The sequence below is a fragment of the Bradyrhizobium liaoningense genome, assembly GCF_018130785.1.
GTDB classification, from domain to species: Bacteria; Pseudomonadota; Alphaproteobacteria; order Rhizobiales; family Xanthobacteraceae; genus Bradyrhizobium; species Bradyrhizobium liaoningense_A.
Genome location: NZ_JAFCJT010000017.1, coordinates 70,043 through 82,925, shown reverse-complemented (window position 1 = coordinate 82,925; position 12,883 = coordinate 70,043). Strand labels below are relative to the sequence as shown.

Here is a 12,883-nt window from a genome sequence, read left to right as displayed (position 1 = left end):
CGCCGATCAAGCAGCCATGTTTGGTTGCCGGAAGGCCGCTTCCATCTCGCGGCGCACCCGCACGGCGAGATTATCGGGATCGTACTCCACGTCCTCCCATTTCAGACGTTGACCCGGCTCGATATCGGTCTTGAGCTTGACATGATGGGCGAGGCCGAGCGGCAGGTAGCCCTGCTTCAATGAAGCGTCGGCCGGGGTCTGCTTGCCCCAGACGCAGAAGCCGCCCTCGCCGTCGAGCATCTCGCCGGCCTTCAGCTTGCGCTTGGCGGTCGCGACGACGTCCGAATTGAACACGATCGGCGCACCGGTCGGCTCCTTGCGCAGTGCCGCGGAAGCCACGGAGATACCAAGCTCGAGCCCGATCATGTGGATCGGCCGGTACAGCGAAGCGTATTTACCGGTCTTGTCCGGCAGCATGCTGTATTCGCGGAAGCATTCCTCGGAATAGGCGCTGTCGGTCTCGAACACGACATAGGTCCCCATCACGAGGCTCTGCGGGACGTCGGTGCCGTCACGATAGACCGAAGACGTGACCTCGGTGACGCCCGACTTCTCCAGCATGCCACCGTCGGATTTCGGCTTGCAGATCTCGGCATGCTCGAACCGCGTCGCTGGCGGGAACGACAAGCCCTCGCTCTGCGCATGCAGCCCGGTCGCATTGCACACCGCCGTCATCTCGATGCCCGACTTGGTGCCGTCGACGAAGGAGTTGAACATCTTCGGGTTGATCGAGTTGCGATCCTTAATCTTCATGTATTTGTCGAGGATGTCCCAGACCGTGTCCGGCGTCGACTGGTGATAGGTCGGGTGGTAGCGCGTGCCCTTGCCGGCGGCGACGACCTTGAAGCCGGCGGCCCGCGCCCAGTCGACGTGATCGGCGATCAGGGCCGGCTGGTCGCCCCAGGCGAGTGAGTAGACGACGCCGGCCTGCTTCGCCTTGCGCGCCAGGATCGGACCTGCGACGGCGTCAGCCTCGACATTGACCATCACGATGTGCTTGCCGTTCTCGATTGACTTCATCGCGAAGCGGATGCCGGCGCCGGGATCGCCGGTCGCTTCGATGATCACCTCGATCGCCGGATGGGTGATCAGCGCATCGGCGTTGTCGGTGACGATGGTGCGGCCGTGCTTGAGCGCGTCGTCGATCGACGTTGCCGCGTATTGTTCCTCGGGCCAGCACCCGAGCTTGAGCTGCGAACGGGCGCGGGCGGTATTCAGGTCGGCGACGCCGACGAGATGCATGCCGTCGGTCTGGCGCACCTGCGATAGGAACATCAGGCCGAATTTTCCGGCCCCGATCAGGCCAATGGTCACGGGCTTGCCGGCCGCCTTGCGCTCCAGCAGCATGCGATGGAGATTCATCTGGATTTCCTTAAGCGTTCCTCGGTGACGGCGTTGTTGCAGCCGTGAGTGCGGCCGCGCTCGCCTTGTACGGAAACGTTAGGCAGCGGCGAATCCGAGGGCAATTCAGATTATCTGCCGCGACGATGTAGGCGCGCTAAACAATCCGCGCGCCTCGGCTCTTGGTTTGCGCATGATCTTTCTCGGAAAACCGCTTCACACTTTTCCGGATCATGCGCGCGCGCTCCAGGCGTCGCGCTCCCCGCGCAACCAGTCGAGGAAGGTACGGGTCTTGCGGTGGCGCAGATGACCGTGCGGGCAGACGATCCACTGCGTGGTCAGCGCGACCTCCGGCGGGTTCCTCACGGGGCAAACCAGGCGGCCGTCGCGTAATTCGCGCCAGGCCAGCAGCTCGCTCTCCAGCCCAATGCCGAGGCCGTCGACAGCCGCATCGATCGCCATGTGGCTGCGGTCGAACAGCACTCGCTTCCAGCGTTCCGTTGGCTCGATACCGGCCTCTGTGAACCAGCGCGGCCATTGCATCTGCGATTTCACCGAATGGATCAGCCGGTGCTTGAGCAGGTCTTGGGCGGAAAGACTGCCCGGCGCAAAGGCCGAGGGCGCGCACAGTGGAAAGAATCGCTCCTTGCCGAGGCTTTCCACGAACAGGCCCGCCCAGCCGCCTTCGCCGTGGCGGATCTCAAGGTCGACGTTCTCCTTACGGAAATCGGTCGGCTCATTGGTGCCGTCGAGCCGCAACTCGATGTCCGGATGGGCGTCAACGAAGCTCGCAAGCCGCGGCAGCAGCCATTTGCTCGACACGCTCGGCGCGGCACGCACCGTCAATGTCGTGGCGGAGCGGATGCCGCGGACATGCTGCGTGACGTCGGTAACGTGCTCGATCTCGCGGCTGATCATCTCGAAATAGCGCTCGCCGGCCTCGGTCAGCGTGATGTTGCGCCCGACCCGCGAGGTCAGCGCCGTGCCGAGATGCAGCTCCAGCGCCTGGATCTGCTGGCTGACGGCCGACGGCGTCACCCGCAATTCATCCGCCGCACGGGAAATGCTGCCCGCGCGCGCCACGGCGTGGAAGACGATAATGGCGCGAAACGGGATCTGCATCAGGAAACCTTTTAGGCCAGCTAAAGTGACGACGAATATAATTCAATTGTCCTGCATGACCAGCGATCTAGGCTTCAGGCTCAAAGGCAACCCGCGACAGACGGGTGCCGACGAGGAAACAGGACCGCGCAAAGCGCCGGTTCGCCCGGGGGAAGGAACGCAAGGCTCAAGCCCTTTCACCAGACAAGCGATTTTGACGACACCGGCGCAGCAACGCCTGCGCGCGGCAACGCGCACGTGCGCCGATAAAGGCGCCGCATGAGACCATCAGGGAGGACTAACGATGTCGGGCAAGGTCCACAGGATTTCACGCCGCAACTTCATGGTGGCGGCCGCCGCCGTTCCACTGGTCGCGATCCGCACCAGGCCGGCGCAGGCAGCGGAGTTCGAATACAAGCTCGCCACCGGCCAATCGCTGACGCAGCCGATCAACACCCGTCTCGATCAGGCCGTGAAGCGGATCAGGGAAGCGAGCGGCGGCCGGCTGGAGATCAAGTTCTTTCCCGCCTCGCAGCTCGGCTCGGACACCGACCTCTTGACCCAGATCCGCAGCGGCGGCGTCGACTTCCTCAACATCGCGGGCTCTGTGCTGTCGACGGTGGCGCCGATCGCCGGCATCGCCAATGTCGGCTTCGCGTTCTCCGACTATAGCCAGGTCTGGAACGCGATGGACGGCGACCTCGGCAAGCTGATCGCAACCCAGATCGAGAAGACCGGCGCGCTGGTGATGGCCAAGCCCGCCGACAACACGTTCCGGCAGATTTCGTCGTTCACCAGGCCCATCAAGACTCCGGCCGATCTCGCCAGTTACCGCATCCGCGTGCCGGTATCGCCGATCTTCACCTCGCTGTTCAAGTCGCTCGGCGCCAACCCGACCTCGATCAACTTCAACGAATTGTACACGGCCCTCCAGACCCATCTGGTCGACGGCCAGGAGAACGGACTCGTCACCATCGAGGCCGGCAAGATCTACGAGGTGCAGAAATACATCTCCGAGACCAACCACATCTGGGATCCGTTCTTCATTCTCGGCAACCGTCGCTCGGTGAAGGCGCTGCCCGACGAATTGCAGGCGATCGTACGTCGTGAATTCGACCAGGCGGCGATGGAGCAGCGCGCGGACACCGCGAAGCTCAATCTGACGCTGAAGGACCAGCTGACCGCCAAGGGCATCACTTTCGAGGCCTCCGACAAGGAGGCCTTCCGCAAGGGGCTGTCAGCCGCCGGCTTCTACAAGGAATGGCGCGGCAAGTTCGGCGAGGACAATTGGAAGATTCTGGAGGCCGCGGCCGGAGCACTGGCATGAGCGCTGCGATCGGCATGCAGGACACGGCGACGCTCGGCGAGGCTCAGGCGCTGCGCGGACGCTGGCTGGAGCAGTCGCTGCGCTGGCTGGTGGAGATCCCGGCCGCGATCGCCGTGGTCGCCGAGGTGGTCATCCTGTTCGCGGGCATCGTCGCGCGCGGAATCTTCCACCGGCCCATCATCTGGTCGGACGAACTCGCCTCCATCCTGTTCCTGTGGCTGGCGATGCTCGGCAGCGCGATCGCCGTGCAGCGCTCGGCGCATATGCGCCTGACCTTCTTCACGTCGTATCTGTCGCCGCGTGCGGAGGCCTTCGCCTCGACGCTCGCTGCCGGCGGGGTTGCGCTGTTCCTCGCGATCATCCTGCACCCGGCGCTGGATTATGTGGAGGACCAGGCCTTCGTCGAGACGCCGGCGCTCGGTTGGTCCGGCATGGTCCGCGCGGCAGCGATCCCGGTCGGCTGCGTCATCGCGCTCGCCAGCATCTGCCTCACCCTCGTCAAGCGGTCGGCGAAGGACCTGCTTGGCGTGGCCGTCTTGTTCGCGGCGATTGCCGGCGTGCTCTATCTCGCAGGTCCCTCGCTGAAGCTGCTCGGCAACTGGAACCTGCTGATCTTCTTCGTCGGCCTGCTCGGCTGCGCCGTGATGGCGGGCGTGCCGATCGCGTTTTCCTTCTGTCTTGCGACCGTCGCTTTCCTGCTGACCACGACACGGACGCCGCTGCTGGTCGTGGTCGGGCGGATCGACGAGGGCATGAGCTCGCTGATCCTGCTCGCGGTGCCGCTGTTCGTGCTGCTCGGACAACTGGTCGAGCAAACCGGCATGGCGCGCGTCATGGTCGCGTTCCTCGCCTCTGTGCTCGGCCATGTCCGCGGCGGGCTATCCTACGTGATGTTGGGCGCCATGCTGCTTGTCTCGGGCATCTCCGGCTCCAAGACCGCCGACATGGCGGCGATCGCGCCGGTGCTGTTTCCCGAGATGCGCAAGCGCGGCATGAAGGATGGCGAGCTGGTCTCGCTGCTCGCGGCGTCCGGCGCGATGAGCGAGACCATTCCGCCGTCGATCGTTCTGATCGCGATCGCCTCCGTCACCGGCGTGTCGATCGCGGCACTGTTCACCGCCGGCATCCTGCCGGGGATCGTGCTGGCGATTGTGCTGGCCTTCGTCGCGCGCTATCGGGCGGGCACCGAGGAGAACGCCACGCTCAAGGTCGCGCGCGCCCCCATGTCGGTCGTCGCAAGGACGCTGTGGGCGGCGTTGCCGGCGCTGGCCCTGCCGTTCCTGATCCGCAGCGCGGTGGTCGAGGGCTACGCGACCGCCACCGAAGTCTCGACCATCGGCATCGCCTATTGCCTCGTGCTCGGCCTGATCATCTATCGCGGCAGCCTGGTCTGGAAGAACGTGCTGCCGATGCTGGTGCAGACCGCCTCGCTGTCCGGCTCGATCCTGTTCATTGTGGGCGCCGCGAGCGCGATGGCCTGGGCACTGGCGCAATCTGGCTTCTCGCATGATCTCGCCGCGCGCATGGCCGGCGTGCCGGGCGGGGCTTACGGCTTCCTGCTGATCTCGGTGGTCGCCTTCATCGTGCTCGGCAGCGTGCTGGAGGGCATTCCCGCCATCGTGCTGTTCGGCCCGCTGCTGTTTCCGGTCGCAGCAACGTTCGGCATCAACGAGGTGCACTATGCGATGGTGGTGATCCTGGCGATGGGCCTCGGCCTGTTCGCACCGCCATTCGGCCTCTGCTATTACGCCGCCTGCAGCATCGGCGGCGTGTCGCCGGATGCCGGCATGCGCCGGATCTGGATCTATCTCGCCTGGTTGTTCCTGGGCCTCTTGCTGATCACCTTTGTGCCCTGGATATCGCTGGTGTTTCTATGAGATTTCCGACCTGAAGCCATTTCCGCCTGGCATGCCCGTTTAGGTCGAAATCTGCTTCTCGGTGCTGACCGGCGGTGTGGCATAGGCGGGATCGTGGCCCATCGGCAGCGCCAGAGTATGATCGTAATGCTGCTCGGCTTCACCGTAGCGCCCGATCTTCGCGCACTCCTCGGCCAGCGCCGCGCGATTGGCGATGGTATCGGTGACAGCCAGCCTGTCGGACAGCTCGCGGTAGCGCTTCGCCGGATCGAGCCGGTTGGCGACGCGTTGGCGCGCCTGCCGCGCGCCGGGGCTGGAAAACCATTCCGGGATGAGCTCGACCGCGATATAGGCGAGCGCGCCCATCATCGGCACCAGCAGGATGATGTAAGCCCAGGGCCGCAATCGCCCGGTTCGCGACGCGTCCGCAGAAATCAGCGACCCCGGACGCACGCCTTGATGGCGACGAGGAGCCAGTCGTCTCAAATGCGATTGAGGTTCATGAGATCGCAGCCAAAGCGCGGCTATTGCTTGGCGTCGTCCGCCAGCATCTTCCGGTACTTCTCGACGTCGCGCGTCACGAGCTTCTGGAGCACCTCGGGCGTATGCTCGTCGGGATCGGGCGCAACGGTCGACAGATCGGCAAAACGCTTCTTCACTGCGTCGGTTTCCACGGCGGTGCGCGCGGCTGCATTCAGCTTGGCGATGATGGCCGGCGGCGTGCCCTTGGGTGCGAACAGGCCATTCCAGCCCTGCGCCTCGAAGTCCGGCAGGCCTGCTTCGGCAGACGTCGGCAGATCGGGCAGCGTGCCCAGCCGCACGGTCGAGCCAACCACGAGCCCTCGCACCAGCCTCTCGTTGATCGACTGCGAGACCGAGGCGGCGGCGTCGCAGACGCCGTCGATCTGGCTGCCGACCGCGTCAGTGAGCGCGGGCGCCGCGCCACGATAGCCGACCAGCGTCGCATCGATGCCGGCGGCCGTCACGAAGCTTTTGCAAATGAGGTAGTTCGACGAGCCGACCCCGGCATGGCCGAGATTGATCCTGCCCGGGTTGGCCTTGGCGTAGGCGATGAACTCTTTCAGGTCCTTCGCGGGAAAATCCTTGCGCAGCGCGATGATGCCGAACGTCTTCGCCACCATGGCGATCGGCACGAAGGATTCCGGCGTGAACGGCAGCTTTGGATAGATCGTGTAGGTCGCGGCATTGGTGCCGGCGTTGCCGATCGCGATGGTGTAACCGTCAGGCTCGGCGCGGGAGGCCCGCGCCAGCGCGGTCGAGCCGCCGGCGCCGGCGACGTTCTCGATCACGATGGTCTGGCCGAGCGCGATACCCATCTGCTCGGCGACCGTGCGCGCGATCACGTCCGACGTGCCGCCGGCTGCGAACGGCACGATCATGGTGATCGGGCGCTTGGGGAAATCCTGCGCGAATGCAACGGTCGCGAGCGAAAATGTCGCGAGCGACAGTACCGCGATCGCGGCGAGAGACCGCTTCAACAGAAACGAGATCACGCGGCCTTTTCCAGATGGGCGGTGAGGCCGGCGAACAGGCCGCGGCCGTCGGTGCAGCCCATGATATCTTCGACGTGGTTCTCCGGGTGCGGCATCATGCCGAGCACGTTGCCCCTGTCGTTGACGATTCCGGCGATGGATTGCGCCGCGCCGTTGATGTTGTGGGCTTCGTCCACGACGCCTTCAGCGGAGCAGTACCGATAGAGCACCCGGCCCTCGCCTTCGAGCCGCTTGATGGTCTCTTCATCCGCTTCGTAATTGCCTTCGCCATGGGCGACCGGCACGCGGATGACCTGCCCCGCATTGTAGCCGCGGGTGAACGGCGTATCGGAACGCTCGACGCGCAGATGCACGTCCTTGCAGATAAATTTCAGCCGCGCGTTGCGCATCAGGACGCCGGGCAGCAGGCCGGCTTCGCAGAGGATCTGAAAACCGTTGCAGACGCCGAGCACGAGACCGCCCTTGGCCGCATAGTCGCGCACCGCGTCCATCACCGGCGACCGGGCTGCGATGGCGCCACAGCGCAGATAATCGCCGTAGGAGAAGCCGCCCGGCACCACGACGAGATCGGTGCCCGCGGGCAGCGAGGTCTCGGCGTGCCAGACCATTGCGGGCTCGCTGCCGGAGATCAGCCTCAATGCGCGCGCCATGTCGCGCTCGCGGTTGATTCCGGGAAAGACGAGGATGGCGGCCTTCATGGTTCGGGTTCCGACGGTGATGGGAATCGGGCTGGCCAGAGGGCCAAATCGTGAAGAGACATAGCCATTTGACGGGGATTTTACCAGTGCTAGCCTCGCCGGGCGGCCTTGTACACAGGCCATAGCCTCGGCACTCTTGCCTGACGATCTTGCCCGGGATTGAAGCCATGAACGTCCCGTCGCGGCCCGCCTCCCCCTCCGAACCGGTGTCCGCTCAGGGCGTCATCGCTGCCGGCGCCTATGTCGACGGCCGGCGTGTCGCCAATATCGCCATCAGCGAGGCTTCGAGTTGGCGGGCCAAGCCCGGCCATGTGGTGTGGATCGGGCTGCACGAGCCTGACATGGCACTGCTCGGCGCCGTGCAGAAGCAGTTCGACCTGCACGACCTTGCCATCGAGGACGCCAACAACGCCCATCAGCGGCCGAAGATCGAGCAATATGGCGAGGCCCTGTTCATCGTGGCGCGGACGGCGCAACTGATCGAGGGCAGGATCACCTTCGGCGAGACGCACATCTTCGTCGGCGAAGGCTATCTGGTCTCTGTGCGCCATGGCGCCTCGACGTCCTACACGCCGGTGCGCGAACGCTGTGAAAGCTGCCCGCGGGCGCTTGCGCGCGGCGAGGACTACATCCTCTACGCCATCCTCGATTTCATCGTCGACAACTACTCGCCCGTGCTGGAGAGCATCGACGAGGAGGTCGAGGGCATCGAGGACGACGTGCTCTCCAAACCGATCAGCAAGGGGCAGATCGAGCGGCTCTACATGCTGCGCCGCGACCTGTTGCGGCTCAGGACCGCGATCGGCCCGCTGGTGGAAGTCTGCCGCCGCCTCGAGCATGACGAGCTTTCGATGGTGCGCGCGACGATGCAGCCGCTGTTCCGCGACGTCACCGACCACGTCAGGAACATCCAGGAGCGCATCGATTCCATGCGCGAGGTGCTGGCCTTTGCCTTCGAGGCGAGCCTGCTGGTCGGACAGGCGCAGGAGACGGCGGTCTCCAAGAGGCTCGCCTCGTGGCTCGCCATCATCGCTATCCCGACCGCGCTTGCAGGCATCTACGGCATGAACTTCAAGCACATGCCGGAGCTGGAATGGGAGTACGGCTATTACATGCTGCTCGGCGTGATGCTGATCGCGTGCGGCGCGCTGTACTGGCGTTTCCGCCGCGTCGGATGGCTGTGACGCGCCGGTCCGACTTTAGCGGACCGCCACGTCGGGCATTTGCCTACCCTTATGCTTTCATCTCGATCGCATAATTCTCGATCACAGTGTTCGCCAGCAGCTTGTCGGCGGCGTCCTTCAGCGCCGCTTCGGCCTTGGCCTTGTCGGCACCGGCAAGCTCGATGTCGAACACCTTGCCCTGGCGGACGCTGGCGACGCCGTCGACGCCGAGCGACTTCAGCGCGCCTTCGATGGCCTTGCCCTGCGGATCGAGGATGCCCGTCTTCAGGGTAACGGTGACACGTGCCTTCACGTCAAAAAATCCTCTTTAGCTCTTCACCAGCACCGGACCGGTGCCCTGCGGACGCTCGTTCTCCATGAGGATGCCGAGGCGCTTGGCGACTTCCGTGTAAGCCTCGAGCAGGCCACCGAGATCCCTGCGGAAACGGTCCTTGTCGAGCCTCTCGTTCGACTTGATGTCCCACAGACGGCAGCTATCCGGCGAGATCTCGTCGGCGACGATGATGCGCATCATCTCGTTCTCGAACAGCCGGCCGCACTCCATCTTGAAGTCGACGAGGCGGATGCCGATGCCGAGGAAGAGACCGGTGAGGAAGTCGTTGACGCGGATGGCGAGCGCCATGATGTCGTCGATCTCCTGCGGCGTGGCCCAGCCGAAGGCGGTGATGTGCTCTTCCGACACCATGGGGTCATTGAGCTGATCGTTCTTGTAATAGAATTCGATGATCGAACGGGGCAGCTGCGTGCCCTCCTCGATGCCGAGGCGCTGCGACAGCGAGCCGGCGGCAACGTTCCGCACCACCACTTCCAGCGGCACGATCTCGACCTCGCGAATCAACTGCTCGCGCATGTTGAGGCGGCGGATGAAATGGGTCGGCACCCCGATGTCGTTGAGGTGCTGAAACAGGTACTCCGAGATCCGGTTGTTGAGGACACCCTTGCCCTCGATCACCTGATGCTTTTTCGCATTGAACGCGGTGGCGTCATCCTTGAAGTGCTGAATCAGGGTACCGGGCTCGGGACCTTCATACAGAACCTTTGCCTTGCCTTCATAAATACGACGCCGACGGCTCATGGGGATGTACCGTGTTTTGTTGAAATCCATGTATTTGGTGTGCTCCGGTTACCAGGTTACGACCCACAGCGGAGCTGCCGTGAACGGCCGGGAACCCATCTGGAACCCAAGGAAAGACCAAGGAAACAGAACGGGAACCAAGCCTTCAGGCAACCTATCCGATTGGCTGTCCCAGCACAATCGATCCGGCCGTCCGGCATCAACTTATACCGTCTTGCCTGCGGCTTAACGGCTCGTTGTTTTGCCGATTCGTGCCCCCTATCTAGGCATGCGCCGGGGCCGTCGCAACGAGGGTCGCCGGGTCCAGTCAGCAGGGAATTGGAAAAGGCATGAGCACTTTGGACAAGCGCGAGGAAGGCTTCGAGAAGAAGTTCGCCCTCGACGAGGAGCAGAAATTCAAGGCGGAAGCCCGCCGCAACCGGCTGCTCGGCCTTTGGGCCGCCGAGAAGCTCGGCATCACCGGCGAGGCCGCCACCGCCTACGCCAAGGAGGTGGTCGCGGCCGATTTCGAGGAGGCCGGCGATGCCGACGTCCTGCGCAAGGTCATGGCCGATTTCGCCGCCAGGAACGTCGCCATCACCGAGCAGGCGATTCGCGCCAAGATGAGCGAACTGATCGCCGTGGCGGCTGCCGAGGTGAAGGCAGGGAAATAAGCCAAAAGGGAGTGGCGAACGGCGATGGTCATCCCGCTCGCCGCTCCCTCCATAACAGCTTGCAGCCGGCCCCGGGCAATGCCAAATGAGCGGCATGTCCCAGGATAAGACCCAAGATCACATCTCAAACGTCCTCGCCGAACGCTATGCCTCGCCCGCCATGCGCGCCATCTGGAGCGGCGAAGGCAAGGTTCGCCTCGAACGCGACTACTGGATCGCGGTGCTGAAGGGTCAGCGCGATCTCGGCATTCCGGTGCCGGATGGCGTGATCGAAAGCTACGAACGCGTGAAGGACCAGGTCAACCTCGAGTCCATCATGCGCCGCGAGCGCATCACCCGCCACGACGTCAAGGCGCGCATCGAGGAGTTCTGCGAACTCGCCGGTCACGAGCACCTGCACAAGGGCATGACCAGCCGCGACCTCACCGAGAACGTGGAGCAGCTGCAGGTCTACCGTGGACTCCAGCTCATCGAGACCAAGAGCATCGCCGCGCTGATCCGTTTTGCGAGACACGCGAAGCAATTGCGCGACATGCCGTTCACGGCACGCACGCACAACGTGGCCGCGCAGGTCACGACGCTCGGCAAGCGCATCGCCATGTTCGGCGAAGAGATGCTGCTGGCGCATCAGAGCCTCGTCAATGTGCTCGACACCTATCCCGCGCGCGGCCTGAAGGGCGCGGTCGGCACGCGGCTCGACCAGATCACCCTGTTCAATGGCGATGCCGGCAAGGCCCGTGCGCTCGAACAGCGCATCCTGGTCCACCTCGGCCTGCCCAAGAGTTTCGATGCCGTCGGCCAGGTCTATCCGCGCAGCCTCGACTTCCGTGCGGTCAGCGTGCTCGTCGATCTCGCCAGCGGTCCGGGCAGCTTCGCCAAGACGTTGCGCCTGATGGCCGGCCACGAGCTCGCCAGCGAAGGCTTTGCGAAGGGCCAGGTCGGCTCGTCCGCCATGCCGCACAAGATGAACAGCCGCTCCTGTGAGCGCATCAACGGCCTGCATGTGGTGCTGAAGGGCTATCTCGCCATGGCCGCAGGCCTTGCCGGCGACCAGTGGAACGAGGGCGATGTCTCCTGCTCCGTCGTCCGTCGCGTCATGCTGCCCGATACCTTCCTCGCCATGGACGGCCTGCTCGAAACCCTGCTCTCGGTGCTCGACCAGATGGAAATTTTCGACGCCGTCGTCGCAACCGAGCTCAACCGCTACCTGCCCTTCCTGCTGACCACCACGGTGATGATGGAAGCGGTGAAGAAGGGTGCCGGCCGCGAAGGCGCGCACGAGGCGATCAAGGAACACGCCGTCGCGGCCATCCGCGACCTGCGCACCGGCAAGATCGTGCAGAATGACCTTTTGCAGCGCCTCGCCGCTGATCAGCGTCTCGGCCTGAGCGAGGCCGAGTTGCAGCGCGTGCTCGATCACGGCCGCGCCAATTCGGGCGACGCCGGCGCTCAGGTCGATTACTTCGGCGAGCGGGTTGACGCTCTGGCCAAGGCCAATCCCGAAGCGGCCAGCTACATGCCGGGCGCGATTTTGTAGCGAATAGTGAGTAGCGAATTGGAAAAATCCATTCGCTACTCGAACTCGCCATTCGCCCTCTTACTCTTCCTTGAAGCCATATTCCGGCACGTTGCCGCTGGCGCCGTAATATTTGTACGGCAAAAACTTGCCGCTCATGGTGATCTTGACGCGGTCACCCTTCGGGTTGGCGACGCGCTCCATGGCCATGTCGAAGTCGATCGCCGACATGATGCCGTCGCCGAATTCCTCCTCGATCAGCGCCTTCCACGCCGGACCGTTGACCATCACCATCTCGTAGAAGCGATAGATCAGGGGATCGGTCGGCGGCATCGGCGTGCCGGTGCCGCGCATCGGCACCTCGTTGAGCATCGCGGTCTCGGCCTTCGACAGGCCGAACAGCTCGCCGGCATTGGCGGCTTGCGGTTTCGTCAGCTTCATCTGGCCGAGGATCGCGCCAACGATCAGCACTTCGGAATAGCCGCCAATCTTGTCGCAGATGTGCTTCCAGCTCCAGCCCTTCTCGCGCTTGATGTCGAGCAGCTTTTCGGTGAGGTCTTCGCGTTTCATGTCAGGGTCTCCCTTCGCCAGGCATCGTGTCAGGTCGTTTCGTGCCGC

12 protein-coding genes and 1 pseudogene are annotated in these 12,883 nt (G+C 64.1%); 5 read left to right on the top strand and 8 right to left on the bottom strand.

What is annotated here, in order from left to right:
• Window positions 1-6 precede the first annotated feature (6 nt).
• Together JQ627_RS27515 and JQ627_RS27510 are read right to left on the bottom strand one after the other, a co-directional pair.
• Window positions 7-1,362, bottom strand: a complete 1,356-nt coding sequence (locus JQ627_RS27515; protein WP_212487339.1) for an NAD(P)H-dependent oxidoreductase — start codon at window positions 1,360-1,362, stop codon at window positions 7-9.
• A gap of 210 nt (window positions 1,363-1,572) precedes the next feature.
• On the bottom strand, window positions 1,573-2,463 hold the full coding sequence (locus JQ627_RS27510; protein WP_212487337.1) for a LysR substrate-binding domain-containing protein: 891 nt from the start codon (window positions 2,461-2,463) through the stop codon (window positions 1,573-1,575).
• A 283-nt stretch (window positions 2,464-2,746) separates the two neighbouring features.
• On the opposite strand from JQ627_RS27510, the gene JQ627_RS27505 reads away from it, so the two are divergent.
• Both JQ627_RS27505 and JQ627_RS27500 read left to right on the top strand, forming a co-directional pair.
• Entirely contained in the window at window positions 2,747-3,769 is a 1,023-nt protein-coding gene (locus tag JQ627_RS27505; RefSeq protein WP_212487335.1) for a TRAP transporter substrate-binding protein, read from the top strand.
• Window positions 3,766-5,646 carry a TRAP transporter large permease subunit gene (locus tag JQ627_RS27500; protein ID WP_212487332.1) on the top strand — a complete coding sequence of 627 codons (1,881 nt, stop codon included), beginning with the start codon at window positions 3,766-3,768 and terminating at the stop codon, window positions 5,644-5,646. The genes JQ627_RS27505 and JQ627_RS27500 overlap by 4 nt, the downstream gene beginning before the upstream one ends.
• A 78-nt stretch (window positions 5,647-5,724) precedes the next feature.
• Here the strand turns inward: JQ627_RS27500 and JQ627_RS27495 are convergent.
• The 3 genes and pseudogenes from JQ627_RS27495 to purQ all read right to left on the bottom strand — a co-directional run.
• Window positions 5,725-6,078 (bottom strand): annotated as a pseudogene (locus tag JQ627_RS27495) (hypothetical protein); the annotation flags it as partial.
• A gap of 71 nt (window positions 6,079-6,149) precedes the next feature.
• Window positions 6,150-7,139 (bottom strand): tripartite tricarboxylate transporter substrate binding protein BugD, encoded by a 990-nt coding sequence (locus JQ627_RS27490; RefSeq protein WP_212487330.1) that lies wholly within the window; start codon window positions 7,137-7,139, stop codon window positions 6,150-6,152.
• Window positions 7,136-7,837: a phosphoribosylformylglycinamidine synthase subunit PurQ gene (gene purQ, locus JQ627_RS27485; RefSeq protein WP_212487328.1), complete on the bottom strand. Its 702-nt coding sequence runs from the start codon at window positions 7,835-7,837 to the stop codon at window positions 7,136-7,138. Before purQ ends, JQ627_RS27490 begins: the two co-directional genes overlap by 4 nt.
• A 167-nt stretch (window positions 7,838-8,004) precedes the next feature.
• Between purQ and JQ627_RS27480 the strand changes: the two genes are divergently transcribed.
• Window positions 8,005-9,021 (top strand): magnesium and cobalt transport protein CorA, encoded by a 1,017-nt coding sequence (locus JQ627_RS27480; protein WP_212487326.1) that lies wholly within the window; start codon window positions 8,005-8,007, stop codon window positions 9,019-9,021.
• Between the two features lie 49 nt (window positions 9,022-9,070).
• Here the strand turns inward: JQ627_RS27480 and purS are convergent, their stop codons facing one another.
• On the bottom strand, window positions 9,071-9,313 hold the full coding sequence (purS, locus tag JQ627_RS27475) for a phosphoribosylformylglycinamidine synthase subunit PurS (protein WP_128950927.1): 243 nt from the start codon (window positions 9,311-9,313) through the stop codon (window positions 9,071-9,073).
• A 15-nt stretch (window positions 9,314-9,328) separates the two neighbouring features.
• Window positions 9,329-10,096: a phosphoribosylaminoimidazolesuccinocarboxamide synthase gene (purC, locus tag JQ627_RS27470; protein ID WP_212487324.1), complete on the bottom strand. Its 768-nt coding sequence runs from the start codon at window positions 10,094-10,096 to the stop codon at window positions 9,329-9,331.
• A 329-nt stretch (window positions 10,097-10,425) separates the two neighbouring features.
• On the opposite strand from purC, the gene JQ627_RS27465 reads away from it, so the two are divergent.
• Together JQ627_RS27465 and purB are read left to right on the top strand one after the other, a co-directional pair.
• Complete coding sequence (locus tag JQ627_RS27465) at window positions 10,426-10,749, top strand: DUF1476 domain-containing protein (protein WP_212487322.1); 324 nt, start codon at window positions 10,426-10,428, stop codon at window positions 10,747-10,749.
• Window positions 10,750-10,843: 94 nt separating this feature from the next.
• Window positions 10,844-12,286 carry an adenylosuccinate lyase gene (gene purB, locus JQ627_RS27460; RefSeq protein ID WP_212487477.1) on the top strand — a complete coding sequence of 481 codons (1,443 nt, stop codon included), beginning with the start codon at window positions 10,844-10,846 and terminating at the stop codon, window positions 12,284-12,286.
• A gap of 60 nt (window positions 12,287-12,346) precedes the next feature.
• Here the strand turns inward: purB and cynS are convergent, their stop codons facing one another.
• The gene (cynS, locus tag JQ627_RS27455; RefSeq protein WP_212487320.1) at window positions 12,347-12,835 is read right to left on the bottom strand and encodes a cyanase; all 489 of its coding nucleotides are present in this window, start codon (window positions 12,833-12,835) and stop codon (window positions 12,347-12,349) included.
• Window positions 12,836-12,883: the final 48 nt, after the last annotated feature.

Coding starts and splice junctions, on each gene's coding strand:
- JQ627_RS27505 (WP_212487335.1), top strand. CDS start 2,747: ATGTCGGGCAAGGTCCACAGGATTTCACGCCGCAACTTCATGGTGGCG.
- JQ627_RS27465 (WP_212487322.1), top strand. CDS start 10,426: ATGAGCACTTTGGACAAGCGCGAGGAAGGCTTCGAGAAGAAGTTCGCC.
- JQ627_RS27500 (WP_212487332.1), top strand. CDS start 3,766: ATGAGCGCTGCGATCGGCATGCAGGACACGGCGACGCTCGGCGAGGCT.
- JQ627_RS27480 (WP_212487326.1), top strand. CDS start 8,005: ATGAACGTCCCGTCGCGGCCCGCCTCCCCCTCCGAACCGGTGTCCGCT.
- JQ627_RS27515 (WP_212487339.1), bottom strand. CDS start 1,362: ATGAATCTCCATCGCATGCTGCTGGAGCGCAAGGCGGCCGGCAAGCCC.
- cynS (WP_212487320.1), bottom strand. CDS start 12,835: ATGAAACGCGAAGACCTCACCGAAAAGCTGCTCGACATCAAGCGCGAG.
- purQ (WP_212487328.1), bottom strand. CDS start 7,837: ATGAAGGCCGCCATCCTCGTCTTTCCCGGAATCAACCGCGAGCGCGAC.
- purC (WP_212487324.1), bottom strand. CDS start 10,096: ATGAGCCGTCGGCGTCGTATTTATGAAGGCAAGGCAAAGGTTCTGTAT.
- JQ627_RS27510 (WP_212487337.1), bottom strand. CDS start 2,463: ATGCAGATCCCGTTTCGCGCCATTATCGTCTTCCACGCCGTGGCGCGC.
- purB (WP_212487477.1), top strand. CDS start 10,844: ATGTCCCAGGATAAGACCCAAGATCACATCTCAAACGTCCTCGCCGAA.